Genomic DNA, 22,472 nt, shown 5'->3' with positions numbered 1-22,472 from the left:
AGTCAGCGTATTTCCAGCTGACACACCGCCATCGGGAGCAAGCCCCCTCCCACATTTGGAGCAGGGTTGTGTCAGTTATTCTAAGTGCTCAGGCTTGATCGGGTCGCCGGATTTCACATCCAGCTGATGCCGCACATCCTCGAACATCTGGTCGTACTGCTTGTGCATCGAGCCATTCAACACTGCGATCTTCGGCATCCCGTACTTCTGCGCGATGTTCATCGCGTGCCGCGCGAAGTCGAAGGCCTGGTCCTTGGGCAGATAGAACTCTTCGTTGATGTCCTTACCCTGCACCGAGCCGTGCAGCTTGAACAGCATGCCCGTGCCTTCCTTTGGGTCCTGGCTGACTTCATAGTCAATGCACAGGTTGTAGCTGTAGTCGTCCTTGTTAAGGGCGTGACGTTCGACGTGCAGGTGACCGGGTTCAAAGGTGGCCATAGGCGTATCTCCTCTACTTCACAGATAGGTGATGCCAGGTGTTGCCGTGCTGATGCGCGTGCCGGCGCTGCCCTGGACGATGGCTTCGATGTCCGAGAGTGAACCGATGACCGCAGTTTTGCCAGTCTGACGGGCGAATTCACAGGCGGCCTGCACCTTGGGCCCCATGGAGCCGGCGGCGAAGCCGAGTTTTTCCATGTCATCGGGATGGGCCTGGCCGATGGCCTTTTGCGTCGGTTTGCCAAAGTCGATGAACGCTGCGTTGACGTCGGTGGCGATCACCAGCAGATCGGCGTTCAGTTGCGAGGCCAATAGCGAAGAGCACAGGTCTTTGTCGATGACCGCTTCAATACCTCTGAGCTTGCCGTCTTCACCGTACATGGTCGGGATACCGCCACCGCCGGCGCAAATCACAATGGCGCTTTTTTCCAGCAGCCACTTGATTGGGCGGATTTCAAAGATGCGTTTGGGGCGCGGGCTGGCGACGACGCGGCGATATTTATCGCCATCCGGGGCAATGGCCCAGCCTTTCTCGGCGGCGAGTTTTTCCGCTTCCGCCTTGGAGTACACGGGGCCGATGGGTTTGGTGGGGTTCTGGAAGGCCGGGTCCTTGGCGTCCACTTCCACCTGGGTGAGCAGGGTGGCGAACGGCACTTCAAAGTCCAGCAGGTTGCCCAGTTCCTGTTCGATGATGTAGCCGATCATGCCTTCGGTCTCGGCGCCAAGCACGTCCAGCGGGTAAGGAGAGACGCCGGTATAAGCGGCCGCCTGTAACGACAACAGGCCGACTTGCGGGCCATTGCCGTGGGCGATCACCAGCTCGTTGCCGGAGTGAATCTTGGCGATTTGTTCGGTGGCGATGCGGATATTGGCGCGTTGGTTGTCTGCGGTCATGGGTTCACCACGGCGCAGGAGGGCGTTGCCGCCCAGGGCTACGACGATGCGCATAATTCAATCCTTCTATGGGTGTGAGCACAGAGGCCAATGTGGGAGGGGGCTTGCTCCAGATAGCGGTATGTCAGGCAACTTATCTGTAGCTGATCCGCCGCCATCGGGGGCAAGTCGAATCGTCGCACTGCCCCTCCCACACTTAACCCGTGTAGCCTTTAGATATCCGCGAGTGCCGACACCAGGATCGCCTTGATGGTGTGCATGCGGTTTTCCGCTTGCTCAAAGGCGATGTTGGCCGGCGACTCGAAGACTTCCTCGGTCACTTCCACGCCATTGGCCAGGTTCGGATACCGCGCGGCAATGTCCTTGCCGACCTTGGTCTCGCTGTTGTGGAACGCCGGCAGGCAGTGCATGAACTTCACACGTGGGTTGCCCGAGGCTTTCATCATCTTGGCGTTGACTTGGTACGGCAGCAGTTGCTCGATGCGCTCGTCCCACGCTTCCACCGGCTCGCCCATGGACACCCAGATATCGGTGTGGATGAAGTCCACGCCTTTGACTGCTTCTTTCGGGTCTTCAGTGATGGTGATGCGCGCGCCGCTTTCCTCGGCGAATGCCTGGCACTGTTTGATGAAGTCTTCATGGGGCCACAGGGCTTTCGGCGCGCCGATGCGCACGTCCATGCCGAGCTTGGCGCCGATCATCAGCAGCGAGTTGCCCATGTTGTAACGGGCGTCGCCTAGGTAGGCGTAGCTGATGTCATGCAGCGGCTTGTCGCTGTGCTCGCGCATGGTCAGGGTGTCGGCGATCATTTGGGTTGGGTGGAATTCAGCGGTGAGGCCGTTGAACACCGGGACCCCGGCGAACTTGGCCAGTTCTTCGACGATTTCCTGTTCGAAGCCACGGTATTCAATGGCGTCAAACATGCGGCCCAAAACGCGGGCGGTGTCTTTCATGCTTTCTTTGTGGCCGATTTGCGACGAAACCGGGTCGATATAGGTGACGTGGGCGCCTTGGTCATGGGCCGCCACTTCGAACGCGCAGCGGGTGCGGGTCGACGTTTTTTCGAAGATCAGCGCGATGTTCTTGCCTTTGAGGTGTGGGCGCTCGGTGCCGGTGTATTTGGCGCGCTTGAGGTCGCGGGAAAGGTCCAGCAGGTAGTTCAGCTCGCGAGTGGTGTGGTGCATCAGCGAGAGCAGGCTGCGGTTGCGCATATTAAAAGCCATGGTGGATCTCCTTAGGTTTCGGTTATCCCCTCGGCTGCTGCTGGATAAGCAGCGGCCAAGGCCAAAAATTAATAGTCGATAGGGTCGCGGATGATCGGGCAGGTCATGCAGTGGCCGCCGCCACGGCCACGGCCGAGTTCGCCGGCGCTGATGGTGATGACTTCCACGCCAGCCTTGCGCAGCAGGGTGTTGGTGTAGGTGTTGCGGTCGTAGCCGATCACCACGCCTGGCTCCAAGGCCACTACGTTGTTGCCGTCGTCCCACTGCTCGCGCTCGGCGGCGAAGCTGTTGCCGCCAGTCTCAACCACGCGCAGGGCCTTGAGGTTGAGCGCGGCGGCAACGGTCTCGAGGAAGTTGGTTTTCTCCCGTTGGATGTCGATGCCGTGGGGCTTGCTGTCGTCAGGGCGCAGGGTGAAGGGCACGATCTGGTTGACCACTTCCGGGAAGATGGTCACCAGGTCGCGGTCGCAGAAGCTGAACACGGTGTCCAGGTGCATCGCCGCGCGGGATTTCGGCAGGCCGGCAACGATCACCCGTTCCACAGCTTTGTTCTTGAACAGGTTGCGCGCCAGTTGGCCAATGGCCTGGTGGGACGAACGCTCGCCCATGCCGATCAAGACCACGCCATTGCCAATGGGCATGACGTCACCGCCTTCCAGTGTGGCGGCACCGTGTTCCTGGTCGGGGTCGCCGTACCAGATCTGGAAGTCGGCGTTGGTGAACTCGGGATGGAATTTGTAGATGGCGCTGGCCAGCAGGGTTTCCTGGCGTCGCGCCGGCCAGTACATCGGGTTGAGCGTCACGCCGCCGTAGATCCAGCAGGTGGTGTCGCGGGTGAACTGGGTGTTGGGCAGCGGCGGCAGAATGAAACTGGCGTGGCCGAGGAAGTCGCGGAACATCTCGATGGTCTTGCCACCGAAGCTGCTCGGCAGGTCATCGGCCGACACGCCACCAATCAGGAACTCGGCGATCTTGCGCGGCTCCAGGCTGCGCAACCAGGAGCTGACTTCATCGACCAGGCCCAGGCCCACGGTGTTGGAGGTGATCTTGCGTTCCAGGATCCAGTCCAGGGCTTCGGGGATGGCAACGATATCGGTCAGCAGGTTGTGCATTTCCAGCACATCAATATCCCGCTCGCGCATTTTGGTCACGAAGTCGAAATGGTCGCGCTTGGCCTGGGCCACCCACAACACGTCATCGAACAGCAGTTCATCGCAGTTATTCGGGGTCAGCCGTTGGTGGGCCAAGCCTGGGGAGCACACCATGACTTTGCGCAGTTTGCCGGCTTCGGAATGTACGCCGTACTTCACTTTTTCCGTGGTCATTACAGATCCTCCAAGGAGCAACAGTTACAGAGTCAGGAAGCCGTCGTAGAGGCCATAGGCTGCCACCAGGGCGCCAATGACGACTGCGGCGAAAATCAGCTTCTCGACGTTGGTGAAAATCGGTTTGCCCAGTTCATGCTTAGCCTTGGCGAACAGGATCGCGCCGGGGGCATAGAGCAGGGCGGACAACAGCAGGTACTTGGTGCCGCCGGCGTAGAGCAGCCAGACCGCGTAGATCAGCGCGACTGCGCCGATGAACAGGTCTTTCTTGCGCTCTTTGAGGGCGTTTTCGTAGGTTTCGCCGCGCACCGCCAACAGCAGCGCGTAGGCCGCCGACCACAGGTAAGGCACCAGGATCATCGAGGTGGCGAGGTAGATCAGCGACAGGTAGGTACTGGCGGAAAACAGCGTGATCACCAGGAACACTTGGACCATGGCGTTGGTCAGCCACAGGGCGTTGACCGGCACATGGTTGGCGTTTTCCTTACGCAGGAACTCCGGCATGGTGTGGTCCTTGGCGGCGGCGAACATGATCTCCGCACACAGCAGCACCCACGACAGCAACGCCCCCAGCAGCGAGATGATCAAGCCGACGCTGATCAGCACCGCGCCCCAGTGGCCTACCACATGCTCCAGCACCGCAGCCATTGACGGGTTCTGCAACTTGGCCAGTTCCGGCTGGGTCATGATGCCCAGGGACAGCACGTTCACCAGCATCAGGAACAACAGCACAGTGATAAAGCCGATCACGGTGGCCTTGCCGACGTCGCTGCGTTTTTCCGCACGGGACGAGAAGATGCTCGCGCCTTCGATGCCGATGAACACCCACACGGTGACCAGCATCATGTTGCGCACTTGGTTCATCACGCTGCCCAGGTCTGGGTTTTTTACGCCCCAGATGTCAGCGGTGAAGATGTCCAGCTTGAACGCGAACACGGCGATCAACACGAACAGTACCAGTGGCACCACCTTGGCGACCGTGGTCACCAGGTTGATGAACGCCGCTTCCTTGATCCCACGCAGCACCAGAAAGTGCACGGCCCACAGCAACACCGACGCGCCAATCACCGCTGCGGGTGTGTTGCCTTCGCCGAAGATCGGGAAGAAGTATCCGAGTGTGCTGAACAGCAATACGAAGTAGCCAACGTTGCCCAGCCAAGCGCTGATCCAGTAGCCCCAGGCTGACGAGAAACCCATGTAGTCGCCGAATCCGGCCTTGGCGTAGGCGTACACGCCGCCATCGAGGTCGGGCTTGCGATTGGCGAGGGTCTGGAACACGAACGCGAGGGTCAACATGCCGATGGCGGTAATCACCCAACCGATCAATACCGCGCCAACATCAGCGCTGGCGGCCATATTTTGCGGCAGGGAAAAGATCCCGCCGCCGATCATTGAGCCCACGACAAGTGCAACCAGTGCACCTAATCGAAGTTTTCCGGGGGATTCAGACATTGCATAACTCCAATGCAGGAGAAGAGAGACCACAGAATAATTCCGTGTGCTAATCAAACAGCTGACTCAGATCACTTCATTGGCACATCCCATTGTGAATAAATGACTTAGGCTGGAAACTCGTGGGCGATGAAAATCCTTGGAAACGCGCTGCGCAGAGCGGTTAACCCCATTAAATTTAATTATTTGGCCGGTGAGATGGACGTTTGAAGCTAAACCTTTTTGCCGGATGTGCAAACTATTTGAGCGGTGTTTCACTTATTCGCTATAAATATTAAGAGTTGATGCACTATTTAAAATCTAAATAAGCCTAAATGTTGTTAATTTAAATGCCATTTGGTTATGAACGGATTGATTTAATCGCCATCCCTAATAAACGCTACACTCGCTGATTTAATTAGTTGAGTGCTCAGTTGTCAGCTCAACTCGGTTTTTCAGTCAGGAGTGTTCATGTCTCAACCGGCCCAGAAACTTCGACTCAGCGCCCTGATCGCCTTGGTGGTGGGGTCGATGATCGGCGGCGGGATCTTTTCCCTGCCGCAAAACATGGCCGCCCGTGCCGAGGTGGGCGCGGTATTGATCGGCTGGGCGATCACCGCCGTCGGCATGTTGACCCTCGCGTTTGTGTTCCAGACCCTGGCCAATCGCAAACCCGAGTTGGACTCAGGGGTGTATGCCTACGCCAAGGCCGGTTTTGGCGATTACATGGGGTTTTCGTCGGCTTGGGGCTATTGGATCAGTGCCTGGATGGGCAACGTCGGTTACTTCGTGTTGCTGTTCAGTACCCTTGGCTACTTTTTTCCGGTATTCGGCCAGGGCAATACGCCGGTTGCCATCGGCTGTGCATCGTTGTTGCTGTGGGCGGTGCATTTCCTGGTCATGCGTGGGATCAAGGAGGCGGCATTCATCAACCAGATCACTACCGTGGCGAAGCTCGTGCCGCTGCTGATGTTTATTGTGATCGCGGCCGTGGCCTTTAAAGCCGATATTTTTACCCGTGACATCTGGGGCCTGGGCAACCCGCAGCTCGGCAGCGTGGTGGATCAGGTGCGCAACATGATGCTGGTCACGGTGTTCGTGTTTATCGGCATCGAAGGCGCCAGCGTCTATTCGGCGCGGGCCGATAAACGCTCGGACGTCGGGCGCGCCACGGTGATTGGCTTTCTTGGCGTGCTGGCGCTGTTGGCGCTGGTGAATGTGCTGTCGCTTGGGATCATGAGCCAGCCAGAGCTGGCCAGCCTGCAAAACCCCTCCCTGGCGGGCGTGCTGGAGCATATTGTCGGCCCTTGGGGCGCCCTGCTGATCAGCCTGGGCCTCGCGGTGTCGCTGTTGGGCGCATTGCTGTCCTGGGCGTTACTCTGCGCGGAAATCCTCTATGCCACGGCTCACGACAAGACCATGCCGGCGTTCTTGAAGAAGGAAAACGCCAACCAGGTGCCGGTCAATGCCTTGTGGCTGACCAATGTGATGATCCAGATTTTCCTGGTGATCACGCTGTTTTCCCACAGCACTTACACCACGCTGATTTACCTGGCGTCGTCGATGATTCTGGTGCCGTACCTGTGGTCGGCGGCGTATGCCGTGCTGTTGAGCGGGCGGGGAGAAACCTATGAAGGTGCCCACCGCCATCGCATCAAGGACCTGCTGGTGGGGTTGATCGCCCTGGGCTACGCCCTGTGGCTGCTCTACGCGGGGGGGCTGAAATACCTGCTGCTGTCGGCGCTGCTGTATGCGCCGGGCGTGATCCTGTTCGCCCTGGCCAAGCGCGAACAGGGCCAGCCGTTGTTTACCCATGTTGAGAAGGGCATTTTCAGCTGCGTGATCGCCGGTGCAGGGCTGGCGGCGTATGGGTTGTACAGCGGGGTATTGTCGTTGTAGTTGGGGGACGGTGCTTGCCTCATCGGGAGCAAGCCGCCTCCCACATTTTGATGGGTGAACCTATTCAAAATGTGGGAGGTCCCACTACCTTTTCGACGTAGCGCTGTCGCGCAGCAAACGGGCGAGCTGGCTTGCCTCGCGTTGTGGGGGAAGCGCCCCTGATTAAGACGAATGGGGTGTATCGGGCACTCCTCTGCGCCTGGTTTTGGGGCTGCTTCGCAGCCCAACGCGGGGCAAGCCCGCTCGCCACAGTTACAGTGTTCCTCCTTAACTGACTGGCATTAGGACAAGCCCGCTCGCCACAGGAATGCGCTCGTCTGAAATGGTTTATGCAAGACTCAGGGCTTGCTCCCCATAGCGGCGGTCAAGTCACCATTGCGGCCTGTGCGAGCCCAACTCTCCAGCCGGTAAATCCCATTGCAATGGCGTACCGCCGATGGTCAGCGGGGGCAGCAGCCGGTGGGCCTGGCCCCAGGCGGTTTGTTCCACGACCAGGCCTTGATCTCCAGGTTCTTCCTCTCGCAACGCCGGTTGCTCCGGAGCCTGGCCTGCTTCCACCAGTAACGTCGCGGTGCGCGCCAACGACAACCGCGCCGAACCACCGCGCCCGGACTGCAACCGTTCGCCCAGCGCCTGAATCGCACTGGCCGCCATGAGGTACCCGGTCGCGTGATCCAGCGCCTGCAACGGCAGCGGCACCGGTTTATCCGCGTGTTTCCAGAGCATGCCCTCCTCGGCGATCCCGCTGCTCATCTGCACCAGGCTGTCGAAGCCCCGACGATTTCGCCACGGGCCGCTCCAGCCGTAGGCGTTGAGGCTGACGTCAATCAGGCCGGGGGCTATGTGTTGCAGTTCTGGGGCGGTGTAGCCCAGGTGCTCCAGGGCGTCAGCGCGGTAACCGTGGAGCAGGATGTCGGCGTCCTTGAGCAAACGCTCGAACATCATCCGGCCTTCGGGCGTTTTCAGGTCCAGGCGCGCGCAGCGTTTGCCCAAGGTCATTTCCGGGACCACGCCGGGTTCGTTCCAGGTCGGGGAGTCGATGCGCAGTACATCCGCGCCGAGGCCGGCAAGAAAACGACTGGCCACGGGGCCGGCCAATACGCGGGTCAGGTCCAGCACCTTGAGGCCGGCCAGCGGGCGTGCGGCCGAGCCGAGCCAGGGTTTGTCGGTTGTGGTTTCGAAAGTCCGGCGTTGGACCAACGCCTCGGCGTTCACCGCCAACCCTTGCGGATGTTGCTGCCAGGCGCGCCACGCACGCATCTGCGCCGCGCAGCCACCTTGGTCGACAATCGCCTGTTCCAGTTCGGCGGCGTTCCACGCAGCGACCTTGCCGGCCATCTCGGCGCGGTCGGCGACCTTGCCCAGCACCCGTTCGGCGGCGGCGCGGTGATGGGGCGCGTTGGTGTGCAGGCGAATCCAGCCATCGGCGCTGGCGTAGTCGCCGGCTACCGGGTCCCACAGTGGCGGCACTTGCCAGCCTACCGGGCGGATCGAGGAAGAAAACCAGAAAGAGGCGAGGCGCCGGTCCACACTCACGCTGGGCAAGCGCCTGGTCTGTTGCTGGATCAGTTGTGCGACGGCCTGCCCGGCGGCGCCGATGCTGGCACTGGCCAGTTCGGTGACGGCGTAGGTCGAGGGCAGGGCGCCAGCCTCGGTGAAGGTCAGCGGGGTGTGGGGTAGATCGAGTGCGGCTTGGATGGGAGTCAGCAGGTCAGTCATCGAAGGCCCTCCGTAAGAGAAGGGCCACTATAGAAGATCATCACACCGGCGTTGCAACCCCTGGTTCCAACGGCAGGTCGATGCTGGCGATAAAGCCGCCGTCAGGATGATTGGCCAGGATCAGGCTGCCGCCATGGCGTTCGGCTGCACGCCGCGCAATCGCCAGGCCCAGGCCGTGGCCTTGGGCAGTCTGGCCGGGCGCGCGGTAGAACGGCTCGCCCAGTTGGCTCAGGTGTTCGGCGTCAACACCGGGGCCATGGTCGCGCACGCTGATCAGGATGCGCTCGCCGTGGCGCTGTGCCCGTAACTCGATCGCCTGGCCTGGCGGGTTGAACCGTTGGGCATTGCGCAGCAGGTTGTCGACGGCGCGTTCGATCATGGTCGGCCAGCCCTTCAGCTGCAGGTCATGTTCGCTGGCCAGTTGCACCACTTGGTCTGGCGCGCCGAGCTGGGCGTCTTTTTGCAGGGTCTTGAGCAGGGGGTTGAGGTCGACATCCTCAGCGCTGGCGTTGTCGGCATCGACGCGTGCCAGTACCAGGATCTCGCTGATCAGAGCTTCCAGGCGGTCGCATTCGCGAGTCAGGCGCGGCCAGAGTTTTTCTCGTTCTTCGGGCCCGGCGCGTTCGGCCAGGGCCAGCGCGATCCGCAGGCGGGCCAGGGGCGAGCGCAGCTCGTGGGACACATCGCGCAGCAACTGGCGCTGGCTGCCGATCAGGCTTTGCAAGCGCGCGCCCATGCGATTGAAGTCAGTGGCGAGTACACCGAACTCATCACGCCGATTGGCCAGGCGCGCCAAGCTGTTTTGCTGGTAGGTGGCCTGGCCAAGGTCATGCACCGCACCGCGCAGGCGGCTCAGCGGGCGGGTGATGGATAAGGTGACGAACAGGCTGAACAGGGTCAGCACCACTAGGGCAATGGCCAATGCGCTCAATGGCCACGTCAGGCTGCTGCGGTGCCATTCGTCGAGCTCCGGGTGGGCGATGCGGTAGATCAGCAGGTACGTGTCGCCGGTTTTCTCGCTGGTGTACTCGGCGGTCAGACGGCGCCAGGGAAGGTGGCCTTCCTTGCTGTCGTTCTGTCGGGCTTCAAAGGCGGCGGCGCGGCGCGGGAAGGTGCCACGCACCACTGGCTCGCCGCTTTCGTTCAGCACTTGCACGTCGAGGTGATACTGGCGCTTGCGCTGTTGCAGCAATTCCTGGGCAGCATCTTCGCCCTGGGTTTCGTAGAGTTGGGTCCACTCTTCGGCCAGGTTTTTGAGGCCAGGGTGCCGGCTGAGAATCCAGGCGTCTTGATTGAGCATATGCCCAAGCAAGATCGACAACCCGGCAACCAAGGCGATGGCCAGCCAGAAACTGGCCAGGATGCGCCAGAACAATGAACGCACAGGAAACCCTCAAACAGGAAAAGCCCAGTGGCGGGAGCCACTGGGCTGGGAGCTTTAACGCGGGAGCATTATTGCGCTTTTTGCGGCTGTTGCGCTTTCCAGGCCTGGAATTCCTTCCATTCGGCTCGACGCTGTTCCTGCTTCTTGACGATCTCGTCAAACTTCTTCTGCTGGTCAGGTTTGAGCACGGCACGGATATCGGCCTGCGTTTTCTGCTTGCCGGCGGCGATTTCATCCTGCATGGCTTTCTGGTCAGCGGCCGGGAGTTTGTCCAGGTACTTTTTGGTCAGGTCTTTGCGAGCGTGCCATTGGTCGCCCATCAGCTTGCCGATCTGCTGGCGCTGTTCCTTGCTCAGGTCCAGTTGGCTGAAAGGGCCGCCTTTGCCACGCGGACCGTGTTCACCGCCGTGGCCCGGGCCGCCCATCATGTGGCCTTCAGGACCGCCCATCGGGCCTGGGCCTTCGGGCATCGCGGCCATGGCAACGGTTGGCAGGGCAGCGGCGAACATCAAAGCGATAAGGGTCTTGCGCATGGTGATTCTCCTGTCTCTATTCCGGTGAGTCCGGATGTGAGTAGGTTACCCAGATCAAGGTCAGCGGCAGTCAGGGGAGCGTAAAGCTTGGGTAAAGACGATTTTGTGCTAACTGACAAAACTTTCAGGGGGCGTAGTAATAGCCTCGGCTGCGCAACGCCACGATCCGTGGACGTCCGTCCGGGTGCGGGCCGATCTTTTTGCGCAGGTTGCTCACGTGCATGTCGAGGCTGCGGTCGTACAGGGTCAACTTGCGGCCCAGGGCGATCTGCGCCAGTTCCTGCTTGTCCAAGGGCTCGCCGGGCTGGCGCAGCAAGGCTTCCAGCAGGCGGCTTTCGGAGACGGTGAGGGTAAATTCCTGTTCATCGATGCTGACCACGCCACGCACCGGGCTGAAACACAGGTCGCCCAGCTCAAGCTGGCTGGACACGGCGGCCGGGTGGCTGCGGCGTAATACCGCGCGCAGGCGGGCGGTCAGTTCACGGGGGTCGCAGGGCTTGGCGAGGTAATCGTCGGCACCCAGTTCCAGACCGAGGATGCGGTCCAAGGGTTCGCCCCGGGCCGATAGCATCAGCACCGGCAGCTCCGGGTGATCGTTGCGCAATTGCTTGAGCAGCTCCAGGCCGCTGCCGTCTGGCAGCATTACGTCGAGCACGACCGCTGCCGGAGCACTGTCGGCCAAGGCCTTGCGCGCGCTCAAGCCATCGTGGCAGGCATGCACCTGAAAGCCTTCCTGGCTCAACCAACTGGTCAGCAGCTCGCAGAGCTCCTGGTCATCATCTATCAGTAACAGCTCGCTCATGACTCACTCAATTTAGCCATTGTCGACGGCGACGGTGCCCCCCGCTGGCGAAGATCCCGCACAGCAAGGCGATCAGTGCGACGGCCCCGCCGGTGACAAACCACTGCTGTTGCTCGGTCAGCCATCGGCTCAAGGTACCGCCCTGTGAATCTTTGAGTTGCTGGGCCAGCTTTTGGTTCTCTTGGCGAAGGCGACTCAATTGGGCGCTTTCGCGCGTAGCATCCGCGCTTTGCAGTTGTTTGGTCAGTGCTTCACGCTGCCGTTCGCTTTCTTTCAAACGTTGCTGCAGCTCGCTGATCTGGCTGCCGGTGTTCGAGGTTTCTTCAGCGTGGGCCGTAGCCCCGATTGTTAACACTGCCAACAGACAAAACTGACGTAAGCGCATCGGAACTCCTGATTCCACACGAATATTCAGAACGTTGTCGGCAGGTTACCGAGAATAATGAGTAATAAGCAGCGCGCCGAACGCAATCGGTTCGGCGCAGCTTGGGTTAAGGCAGGACTTGTTTGAACGGCTTGATCACGACATCGGCGTAAACGCCCGCCGCGACATAAGGATCAGCCTTCGCCCAGGCCTGGGCATCGGCCAGGGAGGCGAACTCGGCGACGATCAGGCTACCGGTGAAGCCAGCGTCGCCTGGGTCGTTGCTGTCTACGGCCGGGTGCGGGCCGGCCAGTACGATGCGGCCTTCGGCTTGCAGCACTTTGAGGCGCTCGACGTGTGCCGGGCGTACGGAAAGGCGTTTTTCCAGCGAGTTGGCAACGTCAGTAGCAATGATTGCGTAGAGCATGTCAGTCCTCGGTTTTCGGCGTAGTGGTCTCGGCATCATGCAGGTGGCGCGACAGATAAATGCCCTGGGCGACCAGGAACAACACGGTCATGCCCAGGCTGCCGAACACTTTGAAGTCGACCCAGTAATCCTGGAAGGTAAAGGCCACGAACAGGTTGGAGGCGCCGCAGAAGATGAAAAACACGATCCAGGCGATGTTCAGGCGCGTCCAGACCGGTTCTGGCAGGGTGAGCGCGTGGCCCATGATTCGCTTGATGAGCAGGCGGTCGCCGATGAAGTGGCTGCCGATAAACGCCAGGGCAAACAGCCAGTTCACCACCGGGGCTTTCCATTTAAGAAAGGTTTCGCTGTGGAAGGCCAGGGTCAGGCTGCCGAAGACCAGGCACGCGACCAGGGTCAGCCATTGGCTTTTTTCCAGTTTGCGCTGGGAGATGAAGATAGCGCCGTAGACCACGACAGAGCTGATGATCAGCACAGCGGTGGCGCTGTAGATGCCGCCGAAGGTGAGCTCGTGGCCGGCCAGATCGATGACCCGAGGGTCGAGTTTGTAAACGATGAAGAACAGCAACAGCGGGATGAAGTCGATGAATTGTTTCACAGTAAGAGCCAGAAGCTGGATGTGGCGGCATAATAACAAACATCCTTGGTTGCGAAAGCGCCAGCTGACTTGAGGTTACACACTCCCGTGAATGTTGATTTGCACTGCCACAGCACGGCCTCCGACGGCGCCCTGGCGCCTGCGGTATTGGTTGCGCGTGCGTTTGAAAAAGGCGTGCGAGTCCTGGCGTTGACCGACCACGACACCCTTGAAGGTCTTGACGAAGCGCGCGCAACCGCCCATTCGTTGGGCATGCAACTGGTCAACGGTGTCGAATTGTCCTGCACCTGGGGCGGGGCCACCATTCACGTGCTCGGTTATGGTTTCGATCAAAACGCCGCGCCGTTGATGGAGGCTATCGCGCAATTGCACGATGGCCGCTGGCTGCGGTCCGAAGAAATAAGCCGCAAGCTGGCCCTCAAAGGCATGCCTAATGCCCTCGACGGCGCCCGCGCGATCCAGCAGGAGCTGGGCGACAGCGGCAATGCGCCGGCCCGTCCGCACTTTGCCGATTGGATGGTGCGTGAAGGTTTTGTTAAAGACCGCGCCGAGGCTTTTCGCAAATGGCTGGGCGCCGGCAAGTTGGGCGATGTGAAGCAACATTGGCCGACCCTTGAAGACACCGTCGAGACCCTGCGGGCCTCCGGGGCCTGGGTCAGCCTGGCGCATCCCTGGCATTACGATTTCACGCGCAGCAAGCGCCGCAAGCTGATCAGCGACTATATTGGAGCGGGCGGCCACGCAATCGAAGTGGTCAACGGGCATCAACCCGCCGAACAGGTCGGCAGCCTGGCGATTCTTGCCCGCGAATTTGGTCTGCTGGTCAGTGCCGGCAGTGACTTTCATGGCCCAGGCGGCTGGTCCGAGATCGGCGAGTACCGCGCGATCCCGGAAGATTTGCCGCTTTTGTGGGGGCGATTCAAGCATGACCCCATTGTTGCCACCGTCTGAACAGGTAGAGCTCGTGAGTCAATTCTTCCAGATTCATCCGGAAAATCCCCAGGCGCGCCTGATTAAACAGGCCGTGGAGATTATTCGCGCCGGCGGCGTGGTGATCTACCCAACAGATTCGTCCTACGCCATCGGTTGTCAGATCGGTGACAAGGGCGCGGTCGAACGTGTGCGGCGCCTGCGTCAGCTGGACGACAAGCATAACTTTGCACTGATCTGCAGCGATCTGTCCCAACTGGGGCTGTTCGCCAAGGTCGATACCGGTACTTTCCGCCTGCTCAAGGCCCACACGCCGGGGCCTTACACCTTCATTCTCAACGCCACACGCGAAGTGCCGCGCCTTCTGCTGCATCCCAAAAAGCGCACCATCGGCCTGCGTGTGCCGGAGCACCCGATTGCCCTGGCGTTGCTGGCGGAGCTGGGTGAACCGCTGATGAGCGTTTCGTTGATCATGCCCGGCGACACCGAGCCGCTGGAAGACCCGTACGAAATGCGCCAATTGCTGGAAAAGCAGGTAGACCTGATCATCGATGGCGGCTTCGGCGGCGGCAAAGCCTCCACCGTGATCAACCTGGCCGACGGCGAACCTGAAGTGATCCGTGTGGGTTGTGGCGATCCGGCGCCCTTTATGGTCGAGGCCTGAATGTCGTCAGTGGAAACCGTCGACCCCCAGGCAGGTGCGCAGCAGGAGCTGCCGTTTGCGATGGTGTACGGCCAGGCCGTGCTGGAAATGCCCCTGGATCTGTACATTCCGCCGGACGCCCTGGAAGTCTTCCTTGACGCCTTCGAAGGCCCGCTGGATTTGTTGCTGTACCTGATCCGCAAGCAGAACATCAACATCCTCGACATCCCGGTGGCGGAAATCACCCGGCAGTACATGGGTTATGTCGAGTTGATGCAGTCGGTGCGCCTGGAGCTGGCAGCCGAGTATCTGGTGATGGCCGCCATGCTGGCCGAGATCAAATCGCGCATGCTGTTGCCGCGTTCGGAGACGGTGGAAGCCGAAGAGGACGACCCGCGCGCCGAACTGATCCGTCGCCTGCAAGAGTACGAACGCTTCAAGGCGGCCGCCGAAGGCATCGACGGTCTGAGCCGCGTGGGCCGCGACGTGGTGGTGCCCAAGCTGGATGCTCCCGAAGCTCGCGCACGCAAGCTGCTTCCGGATGTAAGCCTGGAAGAGTTGCTGATGTCCATGGCCGAGGTACTGCGCCGGGGCGATATGTTTGAACACCACCAGGTCAGCCGCGAGGCCCTGTCTACTCGCGAACGCATGAGCGATGTGCTGGAGCGCCTCAAGGGCGGCGGCTTTGTGCCGTTTGTCGAGCTGTTCACTAAAGAAGAAGGGCGACTGGGGGTGGTGGTGACCTTTATGGCGATCCTCGAATTGGTCAAGGAATCCTTGGTCGAGCTGGTCCAGAATGAGCCTTTTGCGGCTATCCACGTGCGGGCGCGAGCCGAATAAAGAGCTGAATCGATGAATCTGACTGAACCCCGCGAACTGGCGCCGTTGCTGGAAGCCTTTCTCCTGGCCTCGGGTAAACCGCAATCCCTGGAGCGCCTGTTCGAACTGTTTGAAGAGGCTGAGCGCCCTGAGCCGCCGGTGTTCAAGAAAGCGCTGGAGATCTTGCGCAAGTCCTGTGAAGGCCGCGCGTTTGAACTGCGCGAAGTGGCGTCGGGTTATCGTCTGCAAATTCGTGAGAAATTTTCCCCGTGGGTCGGCCGCCTATGGGAAGAACGCCCTCAGCGTTACTCACGGGCGATGTTGGAGACCATGGCGCTGATCGCCTATCGCCAGCCGATTACTCGGGGTGAAATCGAAGATGTGCGGGGCGTGGCGGTCAACAGCCATATCGTCAAGACGTTGCTGGAACGCGAGTGGATCCGCATCGTCGGCTACCGCGACGTGCCGGGCAAACCGGCGATGTTCGCCACTACTAAGGTGTTCCTCGACCACTTCAACCTGAAAAACCTCGACGACCTGCCGCCGCTGGCCGAATTGCGTGAGATGGAAGCCGAGCCGGTGCTGGACTTCGACGACGCCCCGGTGCCACCAGGTTTGCAGGAACTTGCCGATGCCACGGCCGAGCCTGAAGAACCGAAAGACGAAACCAGTTTCCACACCCTTCTGCTGGAACTGGACGACATGGAGCAGGGGATCAAGACCGACTTCGATGATTTGCTGCGTGATGGTGCGGCTGAGCCTGAAGCCGAAGTGAACGTTGAAGTTGAGCCTGAAGTCGAAGCTGAACCTGAGGAAGATATCCTTGGCGTGGCTGAAGCCCGCGAGAAACTCCTGGCTGCCGTTGCCGCTCTCGAACCGCCGCCGCTGAGCGATGAAGAAGACGAAGCCCGTGCATTGGCCGAAGCTATTGAGGCGGAACGCCGCGAATTTGAAGACTGATGCGGTCAATGCGGGATGTGAGAAGACATGAGTTCACCCAAAGACCCTTGCATCAGCGTCTGCAAATTCAGCGATGAGATCTGCGTCGGGTGCGGTCGCAGCAAACGCGAAATCCGTGCCTGGAAGAAACTCGACAAGACAGACAAGCGCACTGTCCTGGCCGAAGCCGAACTGCGTTTGTTGGCCTTGGGCGCCACCGGTCGGCGGAAAAACAAATGACTTGGCGCATATCGACTAGTCTCTGATGCGCAACGCGCGCCTTACGCGTATGATTCGCGACCCTTTGCCGACCTATTCGGCCAAAGCCCCGCTTTCAACACTCTTCAGGCCACGCCTGAATCGACCCACCGGGAGGTGCTTAAGATGAACGATAAAGACCAGAACGACAGCCAGGAAATCGGCCCTGCAGGCGAAAAGCTGCAAAAGGTGCTGGCGCGTATCGGCGTGGGCTCGCGCCGCGACGTCGAAGCCTGGATCACTCAGAAGCGCATCAAGGTCAACGGCGTCGAGGCCACCCTCGGTCAGCGCGTCGATCTGCACGATGCAATCACCATTGATGGCAAAGTCATCAAGCGTGAAGAGGCCGCCGAATCGGTGCGCCGCGTGATCATGTACAACAAGCCCGACGGCGAGATCTGCACCCGTGACGACCCGGAAGGCCGTCCGACCGTGTTCGACAAAATGCCTAAGCCTAAAGAAGGCCGCTGGATCAACATCGGTCGTCTGGACATCAACACCACCGGCTTGCTGATGTTCACCACCGACGGTGAACTGGCCAACCGCCTGATGCACCCGTCCTACGAGATGGACCGTGAATACGCGGTACGTGTACGTGGCGAAGTCGATGACGAGATGATCGAGCGCTTGAAAGCTGGCGTCGTCCTCGAAGACGGCCCGGCCAAGTTCACCGACATCAAGCAGGCTCCAGGTGGTGAAGGTTTCAACCACTGGTACCACTGCGTGGTGATGGAAGGCCGTAACCGTGAAGTACGTCGCCTGTGGGAATCCCAGGGCCTGGTGGTCAGCCGCCTGAAGCGCGTGCGTTTTGGTCCGGTGTTCCTGAACTCCGACCTGCCGATGGGCCGCTGGCGCGAAATGAGCCAGTACGAAGTCGACATCCTCAGCGCCGAAGTGGGCCTGACGCCGGTTGCCATGCCGCAGATGAACGCCAAGAGCAAAGACAAGCTTGAGCGCATGCAGCGTAAATCGTCGCGTCCTGTGGCACGTGCCGAGCGCGTGGCGCGCACTGTGCGCCCGGCGCTGGATGCTCCGGCGACCGGCGGGCGTATCTCCCGTCAGCCGCATATTGAAGGTGAGCGTCGTCCAACGGCCCCATCGCGTCAGGAAGGCGAGCGCGCACCGCGTGCACCGCGTCCTGCGCCGGCCGGTGGTCGCAGCAACCGTGGCGAAACGGATCGCCCGGCCGACAACGCCAGCACCAAGCGCCCAGCCAAGCCGGCGGCGAACAAGCGTCCCGGCCCGAAACTGGTCGCGGACGAGCCGTCGGGCAAGCGCCGTGGCGCTCCAGCGGGTTCGGGTCAGCGTCCGGGGTTTGGTCGCAAGAAGCCGCAGTGATGCAATAAGCGCTGCATAAAAAAACGCCAACTGTTGAAGTTGGCGTTTTTTTTTGCGGCGGGATTTGCGCCTGGAGCGTTTCACCGGATCGTTATTCGTCGAGTGATGGTGTGCGGTGTGGGCTAAACAGTTACCACCGGCGTTCACCACCGCGGCACTAGATTGAGCCCTGCACTCACTTATGCCACGAGGCGACGACCATGGATATCCGCATCAATCACCGCTACATGACCCGTGAACAGAAAGCCCTTTTTATCCAGGCCATCCTGCTGCTGAAAAACGACGTCCAAAGTGTCCTGCGTCCCGGACAGCAAATGCGCTATGACGATTACGTACAGGTTCACAGCAACGCCTTCGACGGCCCGGAGGCTTTCACGCCGATGCCGCACCGCTCGCCGCTGTTTTTCCCTTGGCACCGCGTATTCCTGCGTCAATTCGAGCGGGATCTGCAAAGCGCGGTTAACGATACCAGCGTCACCCTGCCATTCTGGGACTGGTCGATGGAGGGCTCAAGCAATCCATTCACGCCTGGCTTTTTGGGCGGCGATGGCGACAGTGCTCAAGCCCAGCGTGTAACGTCGGGCCCATTCGCTTATCAGGACGGGCGCTTTGAAATTCGCCAAGGGGTTCCGGAGGGGGATAAGGGCTTGCGCCGCGAACTGGGCGCAGGGCCCGGCGCGCATCTGCCGAACTCCGAACAAGTGCTGGATGCGCTGGCCAAGACGCCGTATGCCCCAGGGCCGGACAGTTGGGGCAATTTCTGTGAAGGCGTGCTGCATGACCCTGTGCATCGCTGGGTGGGCGGTAACATGTCGATGCCGTCCTCACCCAACGATCCGGTGTTTTTCCTGCACCACTGTTACCTTGACCTGTTGTGGGAGCGCTGGAAGCGTCAGCATCCCACCTCTTTGCCCTATTATCCGGTATCGGATATGCCTGGGCTGGATCGTCAGGCCACACTGGTCTTCCATGCTCCGAACAATCCCGCTCCTTGGCCGGAGACCTGGACTGTTGACAGCGTGATCACGACTGAGAGTCTGGATTACACCTACGGTCTGTTCACCTCAGTACCTGCATCCCTCGGCTCGCCGACGCTGACGACATGCGAGATGGGCTCGCAGAACGTGTGACTCTCCTCTGACACACCTGATCGATCAAGAAAACAGCAGGAGGCTTGCTCGCGCAGACGGTGTGTCAGGCGCTTCACACAGGCGTTGTCATACGGCCTCGCGAGCAAACCCATACTGGCAATATCGTTAGAACGCAAAGGTGCCATCGAACACGGGCTTGTCATCCAGTGCCAGCACCCCACTGGCGAAGATCAGGTCCAAGTGATGGCTGCCTTTCTGCCCTCCACCCAGACCCAAGTGCAGTCCACAGTGGCGCTCCTCGAACCCGGCATTGCGCGCATACAAGTCTTTCACCCCTTCATTGGTGCCAATTCCCAATTCCTCCACCCGACGATTGGACGGGTTGGCGTTCAAGTATTTGTTGAAGTCATCCACCAGCCCAGGCACTTCGCTGGCCACGCTGCAGACGGTCGAGTTCTCAATCCACAGCTCCAGCGGTGATTGCAGCACGCCGTATTTGCGCGCGAACGGGATGGTGCTGAGAAAGGTGCCGACAAACCGTACCTGCCCGTTGATGGCCTCGCTGTGGGTGGCGATCTCACCGGGGGCAAGGTCGTGGTTGCCCACGCCGTTTATATTGGTCCACTTCTTGATGCTGCTCAGCGGCGCCTCAAGGCGTGAGCCGTGCTTATCGGTAAAGCTCAGCACAGTGGCCTGGCCCATGCGCCGGATCAGCGTGGCGTTGAGGTCGGCAATGCGTTGCGGTTCGACGCTGAAGGTGTCGTAGAAGTAGTCACCGTAATCCTTGAACAGTAAGGACTTCTTCCAGTGTTCAGCCATCACACCCTGCAGGGCACGGATAAAGTCAGGGCCTTCGGCGCGAGGGTTGGGCAGGGTCGAGGAATCGTAGAGAAACAGATACAGGTCACAGCCTTCAATAGCCTCGGCCAGGGTGTCGCTGGCGGTCAGGTCCAGGCGCTGCACCTGGAAGTTGAAGCGTGCGGCGTTGCTGTGGTTGATGGCTTGGGCGATGGCATCGTAGCGCTCAGTATGGCCCAGCAGTACGTTTGGGCAGTTCAGGCCGCTGAGGGCCGGGTGGTGGGCGAGGTAGTAGAGAAAGTGTTCAACGGCGCGGGCCTTGTCCATGACGTCTGTCCTTGTGTGCCTTGGGTAAGGGGGCAGGCGCCGTGCACAGCACCTGCCGGATGCCTGCCGGTTAGAAAGGCCACATCGCGGTGCCAAATGGCACTACGGCATCAGCTTGCATCATTTCTACGGCGGCCTCATGGGTCGGCGCTTCAAACCAGTCGTCGAGTTGCAGTTCGGTTTCCAGGTCGTTTTCCAGTGCTTGCATGGTGTATCTCCTAGAGGACGGTGTTTGAGAACGGCCTGCCAACGGGCGTCGCTGGCAAGTGGAATGAACCTAGGAGACCCTGTTGTTTAATGCAAAATATTTATTGACACGGTTTCATTTGGATTTTTTCTTCTGTTTTTTTAGCGGGCGTTTTTTCTGAGGAAATACAGTGAGCTGCCAGCGCCTTTTGCGCGGAAATTTCTTACCGCCAATTTTTCCAAAGATGACAGCTGTAACGCAGTGTTTCCGCTATGTAACGATTAGTTTACGAGTAAGTCTCGGCGTTGTTGGTCAACTCAAGGCTGTAAGGAATCCCTGACAGATCGTCGCACGCACCGTTCGGGGGCGGGCGTAAGCTGTCGAGCGGTGTACAATGCGCCGCGTTTTACTGTGACCCCCTTTGCGTAACCCGCAAAAGGCCAAGACCTCGGGGTTTGCCGACCCTGATCATTCCGCCTGGCCACGAGCCTGGCGGGTTCGATTTCGTCACAGATAAAAACAAACAGGTGACGCATGACCGTTAGAAAGACGCTGTACTCCTTGTGCCTTCGCTGGGGTTTGAGCGGCGCTGCTTGAGGCGGAATTCAAGTCAGCCACGTGCATTCACATCATCAAACCTTGCGTGAGACCCTTTTCATGAGTGGACCCAATTCCTCTTCAGGCGAGCTGAAACGCGGCCTGAAAAATCGGCACATCCAGTTGATCGCCCTCGGTGGCGCCATCGGCACCGGCTTGTTCCTCGGCTCGGCCGGGGTGCTCAAGTCCGCCGGCCCGTCGATGATCCTGGGCTATGCCATTTGCGGCTTCATCGCCTTCATGATCATGCGCCAACTCGGCGAAATGATCGTCGAAGAGCCGGTCGCCGGTTCCTTCAGCCACTTTGCCCACAAGTACTGGGGCGGTTTTGCCGGCTTCCTGTCGGGTTGGAACTGCTGGATTTTGTACATCCTGGTGGGCATGTCCGAGCTGACCGCCGTCGGAAAATACGTGCACTACTGGTGGCCGGAGATCCCGACGTGGGTCTCGGCAGCGGCGTTCTTCGTGTTGATCAACCTGATCAACCTGGCCAACGTCAAAGTCTTCGGTGAAGCCGAGTTCTGGTTCGCCATCATCAAGGTAGTGGCGATCGTCGGCATGATCGCCTTGGGCAGCTATCTGCTGGTCAGCGGCAGCGGCGGCCCGCAAGCCTCGGTGAGCAACCTGTGGGAACACGGCGGGTTCTTCCCCCATGGCGTGGGTGGCTTGGTGATGGCCATGGCGATCATCATGTTCTCCTTTGGCGGCCTGGAAATGCTCGGCTTCACCGCCGCCGAAGCCGATCAGCCACGCACTGTGATCCCCAAGGCGATCAATCAGGTGATCTACCGCATCCTGATTTTCTACATCGGCGCCTTGGTGGTGCTGTTGTCGCTGACGCCATGGGACAGCCTGCTGGCGACCCTTAATGCGTCCGGCGATGCCTACAGCGGCAGCCCGTTCGTGCAGGTGTTCTCGATGTTGGGCAGCAACACCGCCGCGCACATCCTCAACTTCGTGGTCTTGACCGCAGCGTTGTCGGTGTACAACAGCGGCACCTACTGCAACAGCCGCATGCTACTGGGCATGGCCGAGCAGGGCGATGCGCCCAAGGCCCTGGCCAAGATCGACAAACGCGGTGTACCGGTGCGATCCATCCTCGCCTCGGCGGCCGTGACCCTGGTGGCCGTGCTGATGAATTACTTCATCCCGCAACATGCCCTGGAACTGCTGATGTCCCTGGTTGTGGCAACGCTGGTGATCAACTGGGCGATGATCAGCTTCTCCCACTTCAAGTTCCGCCAGCACATGAACCGCACCGGCCAAGTGCCGCTGTTCAAGGCGCTGTGGTACCCGTATGGCAACTATGTGTGTCTGGCGTTCGTGGTGTTTATCCTGGTCATCATGCTGATGATTCCGGGGATCCAGGTGTCTGTGTATGCGATCCCGGTGTGGGTGGCGTTTATGGCGGTGTGTTACTGGATCAAGAACAAGCGCAGTGCCGAAGCGGCGCTGACTGCGGCAAGTGTGCTGAAGTAAGCCCGCTGGCATAAACAGGAAACCCGGCG

23 protein-coding genes are annotated in these 22,472 nt (G+C 60.0%); 9 read left to right on the top strand and 14 right to left on the bottom strand.

Annotated elements, in window-relative coordinates; all coding sequences use genetic code 11:
• Positions 1–75: 75 nt before the first annotated feature.
• The 5 genes from LRO94_RS22625 to arcD (LRO94_RS22605) form a co-directional block, all read right to left on the bottom strand.
• Positions 76–438: a DUF5064 family protein gene (locus LRO94_RS22625; protein ID WP_032890958.1), complete on the bottom strand. Its 363-nt coding sequence runs from the start codon at positions 436–438 to the stop codon at positions 76–78.
• Between the two features lie 18 nt (positions 439–456).
• Positions 457–1,386 (bottom strand): carbamate kinase, encoded by a 930-nt coding sequence (arcC, locus tag LRO94_RS22620; protein ID WP_032890960.1) that lies wholly within the window; start codon positions 1,384–1,386, stop codon positions 457–459.
• Positions 1,387–1,544: 158 nt separating this feature from the next.
• Positions 1,545–2,555 (bottom strand): ornithine carbamoyltransferase, encoded by a 1,011-nt coding sequence (locus LRO94_RS22615; protein WP_032890962.1) that lies wholly within the window; start codon positions 2,553–2,555, stop codon positions 1,545–1,547.
• 68 nt (positions 2,556–2,623) lie between these two features.
• Positions 2,624–3,880, bottom strand: coding sequence for an arginine deiminase (arcA, locus tag LRO94_RS22610; protein ID WP_032890964.1), 1,257 nt, complete (start codon positions 3,878–3,880; stop codon positions 2,624–2,626).
• 24 nt (positions 3,881–3,904) lie between these two features.
• A complete protein-coding gene (arcD, locus tag LRO94_RS22605) occupies positions 3,905–5,332 on the bottom strand; it encodes an arginine-ornithine antiporter (protein WP_032890966.1) in 1,428 nt (475 codons plus the stop codon).
• Between the two features lie 450 nt (positions 5,333–5,782).
• Here arcD (LRO94_RS22605) and arcD (LRO94_RS22600) point away from each other — a divergent pair, with 450 nt between their 5' ends.
• Positions 5,783–7,210 (top strand): arginine-ornithine antiporter, encoded by a 1,428-nt coding sequence (gene arcD / locus LRO94_RS22600; RefSeq protein WP_179179942.1) that lies wholly within the window; start codon positions 5,783–5,785, stop codon positions 7,208–7,210.
• Between the two features lie 369 nt (positions 7,211–7,579).
• On the opposite strand, the gene LRO94_RS22595 is transcribed toward arcD (LRO94_RS22600), so the two are convergent.
• From LRO94_RS22595 to LRO94_RS22565, 7 genes are all read right to left on the bottom strand, one after another.
• Positions 7,580–8,929 (bottom strand): CoA transferase, encoded by a 1,350-nt coding sequence (locus LRO94_RS22595; RefSeq protein WP_179179943.1) that lies wholly within the window; start codon positions 8,927–8,929, stop codon positions 7,580–7,582.
• Positions 8,930–8,969: 40 nt separating this feature from the next.
• Complete coding sequence (locus LRO94_RS22590; RefSeq protein WP_095185748.1) at positions 8,970–10,313, bottom strand: sensor histidine kinase; 1,344 nt, start codon at positions 10,311–10,313, stop codon at positions 8,970–8,972.
• Positions 10,314–10,381: 68 nt separating this feature from the next.
• Positions 10,382–10,846 carry an LTXXQ domain protein gene (locus LRO94_RS22585; protein ID WP_032890971.1) on the bottom strand — a complete coding sequence of 155 codons (465 nt, stop codon included), beginning with the start codon at positions 10,844–10,846 and terminating at the stop codon, positions 10,382–10,384.
• A gap of 124 nt (positions 10,847–10,970) precedes the next feature.
• Entirely contained in the window at positions 10,971–11,648 is a 678-nt protein-coding gene (locus tag LRO94_RS22580) for a response regulator transcription factor (RefSeq protein WP_032890972.1), read from the bottom strand.
• Positions 11,649–11,655: 7 nt separating this feature from the next.
• On the bottom strand, positions 11,656–12,033 hold the full coding sequence (locus tag LRO94_RS22575; protein ID WP_179179944.1) for a translation initiation factor 2: 378 nt from the start codon (positions 12,031–12,033) through the stop codon (positions 11,656–11,658).
• A gap of 106 nt (positions 12,034–12,139) precedes the next feature.
• Entirely contained in the window at positions 12,140–12,439 is a 300-nt protein-coding gene (locus LRO94_RS22570) for a YciI family protein (RefSeq protein WP_027605568.1), read from the bottom strand.
• A gap of 1 nt (position 12,440) precedes the next feature.
• A complete protein-coding gene (locus LRO94_RS22565; RefSeq protein WP_179179945.1) occupies positions 12,441–13,037 on the bottom strand; it encodes a septation protein A in 597 nt (198 codons plus the stop codon).
• Positions 13,038–13,124: 87 nt separating this feature from the next.
• On the opposite strand from LRO94_RS22565, the gene LRO94_RS22560 reads away from it, so the two are divergent.
• The 7 genes from LRO94_RS22560 (at position 13,125) to LRO94_RS22530 (ending at position 19,094) form a co-directional block, all read left to right on the top strand.
• Positions 13,125–13,988: a PHP domain-containing protein gene (locus LRO94_RS22560; protein ID WP_032890975.1), complete on the top strand. Its 864-nt coding sequence runs from the start codon at positions 13,125–13,127 to the stop codon at positions 13,986–13,988.
• A gap of 13 nt (positions 13,989–14,001) precedes the next feature.
• Positions 14,002–14,631 carry an L-threonylcarbamoyladenylate synthase gene (locus tag LRO94_RS22555; protein WP_015885581.1) on the top strand — a complete coding sequence of 210 codons (630 nt, stop codon included), beginning with the start codon at positions 14,002–14,004 and terminating at the stop codon, positions 14,629–14,631.
• A gap of 120 nt (positions 14,632–14,751) precedes the next feature.
• The gene (locus tag LRO94_RS22550) at positions 14,752–15,450 is read left to right on the top strand and encodes a segregation and condensation protein A (protein WP_177326464.1); all 699 of its coding nucleotides are present in this window, start codon (positions 14,752–14,754) and stop codon (positions 15,448–15,450) included.
• Positions 15,451–15,462: 12 nt separating this feature from the next.
• Positions 15,463–16,389, top strand: a complete 927-nt coding sequence (gene scpB, locus LRO94_RS22545) for an SMC-Scp complex subunit ScpB (RefSeq protein WP_032890978.1) — start codon at positions 15,463–15,465, stop codon at positions 16,387–16,389.
• Between the two features lie 27 nt (positions 16,390–16,416).
• Positions 16,417–16,608, top strand: a complete 192-nt coding sequence (locus tag LRO94_RS22540) for a DUF1289 domain-containing protein (protein WP_032890979.1) — start codon at positions 16,417–16,419, stop codon at positions 16,606–16,608.
• 144 nt (positions 16,609–16,752) lie between these two features.
• Positions 16,753–17,964, top strand: a complete 1,212-nt coding sequence (gene rluB, locus LRO94_RS22535; RefSeq protein ID WP_032890980.1) for a 23S rRNA pseudouridine(2605) synthase RluB — start codon at positions 16,753–16,755, stop codon at positions 17,962–17,964.
• 200 nt (positions 17,965–18,164) lie between these two features.
• Complete coding sequence (locus tag LRO94_RS22530; RefSeq protein WP_081797857.1) at positions 18,165–19,094, top strand: tyrosinase family protein; 930 nt, start codon at positions 18,165–18,167, stop codon at positions 19,092–19,094.
• A 126-nt stretch (positions 19,095–19,220) separates the two neighbouring features.
• On the opposite strand, the gene LRO94_RS22525 is transcribed toward LRO94_RS22530, so the two are convergent.
• Positions 19,221–20,180 (bottom strand): M29 family metallopeptidase, encoded by a 960-nt coding sequence (locus tag LRO94_RS22525; RefSeq protein ID WP_122763784.1) that lies wholly within the window; start codon positions 20,178–20,180, stop codon positions 19,221–19,223.
• Between the two features lie 70 nt (positions 20,181–20,250).
• Entirely contained in the window at positions 20,251–20,388 is a 138-nt protein-coding gene (locus tag LRO94_RS22520; protein WP_003175756.1) for a hypothetical protein, read from the bottom strand.
• Between the two features lie 636 nt (positions 20,389–21,024).
• On the opposite strand from LRO94_RS22520, the gene LRO94_RS22515 reads away from it, so the two are divergent.
• Positions 21,025–22,443 carry an amino acid permease gene (locus tag LRO94_RS22515; protein ID WP_032890982.1) on the top strand — a complete coding sequence of 473 codons (1,419 nt, stop codon included), beginning with the start codon at positions 21,025–21,027 and terminating at the stop codon, positions 22,441–22,443.
• Positions 22,444–22,472: the final 29 nt, after the last annotated feature.

Source organism: Pseudomonas sivasensis, assembly GCF_021391435.1.
Lineage (GTDB): Bacteria > Pseudomonadota > Gammaproteobacteria > Pseudomonadales > Pseudomonadaceae > Aquipseudomonas > Aquipseudomonas sivasensis.
The sequence above is the reverse complement of the archived record's forward strand: the minus strand, read 5'-3'. Positions and strand labels throughout refer to the sequence as shown.

What these genes read in the sequence shown, in the direction of transcription:
- arcA (WP_032890964.1), bottom strand. Translation starts at nt 3,880, where the DNA reads ATGACCACGGAAAAAGTGAAGTACGGCGTACATTCCGAAGCCGGCAAA.
- LRO94_RS22625 (WP_032890958.1), bottom strand. Translation starts at nt 438, where the DNA reads ATGGCCACCTTTGAACCCGGTCACCTGCACGTCGAACGTCACGCCCTT.
- arcD (WP_032890966.1), bottom strand. Translation starts at nt 5,332, where the DNA reads ATGTCTGAATCCCCCGGAAAACTTCGATTAGGTGCACTGGTTGCACTT.
- LRO94_RS22585 (WP_032890971.1), bottom strand. Translation starts at nt 10,846, where the DNA reads ATGCGCAAGACCCTTATCGCTTTGATGTTCGCCGCTGCCCTGCCAACC.
- LRO94_RS22570 (WP_027605568.1), bottom strand. Translation starts at nt 12,439, where the DNA reads ATGCTCTACGCAATCATTGCTACTGACGTTGCCAACTCGCTGGAAAAA.
- LRO94_RS22515 (WP_032890982.1), top strand. Translation starts at nt 21,025, where the DNA reads ATGAGTGGACCCAATTCCTCTTCAGGCGAGCTGAAACGCGGCCTGAAA.
- LRO94_RS22575 (WP_179179944.1), bottom strand. Translation starts at nt 12,033, where the DNA reads ATGCGCTTACGTCAGTTTTGTCTGTTGGCAGTGTTAACAATCGGGGCT.
- LRO94_RS22530 (WP_081797857.1), top strand. Translation starts at nt 18,165, where the DNA reads ATGGATATCCGCATCAATCACCGCTACATGACCCGTGAACAGAAAGCC.
- LRO94_RS22540 (WP_032890979.1), top strand. Translation starts at nt 16,417, where the DNA reads ATGAGTTCACCCAAAGACCCTTGCATCAGCGTCTGCAAATTCAGCGAT.
- scpB (WP_032890978.1), top strand. Translation starts at nt 15,463, where the DNA reads ATGAATCTGACTGAACCCCGCGAACTGGCGCCGTTGCTGGAAGCCTTT.
- LRO94_RS22520 (WP_003175756.1), bottom strand. Translation starts at nt 20,388, where the DNA reads ATGCAAGCACTGGAAAACGACCTGGAAACCGAACTGCAACTCGACGAC.
- arcD (WP_179179942.1), top strand. Translation starts at nt 5,783, where the DNA reads ATGTCTCAACCGGCCCAGAAACTTCGACTCAGCGCCCTGATCGCCTTG.
- LRO94_RS22595 (WP_179179943.1), bottom strand. Translation starts at nt 8,929, where the DNA reads ATGACTGACCTGCTGACTCCCATCCAAGCCGCACTCGATCTACCCCAC.
- rluB (WP_032890980.1), top strand. Translation starts at nt 16,753, where the DNA reads ATGAACGATAAAGACCAGAACGACAGCCAGGAAATCGGCCCTGCAGGC.
- arcC (WP_032890960.1), bottom strand. Translation starts at nt 1,386, where the DNA reads ATGCGCATCGTCGTAGCCCTGGGCGGCAACGCCCTCCTGCGCCGTGGT.
- LRO94_RS22525 (WP_122763784.1), bottom strand. Translation starts at nt 20,180, where the DNA reads ATGGACAAGGCCCGCGCCGTTGAACACTTTCTCTACTACCTCGCCCAC.
- LRO94_RS22580 (WP_032890972.1), bottom strand. Translation starts at nt 11,648, where the DNA reads ATGAGCGAGCTGTTACTGATAGATGATGACCAGGAGCTCTGCGAGCTG.
- LRO94_RS22615 (WP_032890962.1), bottom strand. Translation starts at nt 2,555, where the DNA reads ATGGCTTTTAATATGCGCAACCGCAGCCTGCTCTCGCTGATGCACCAC.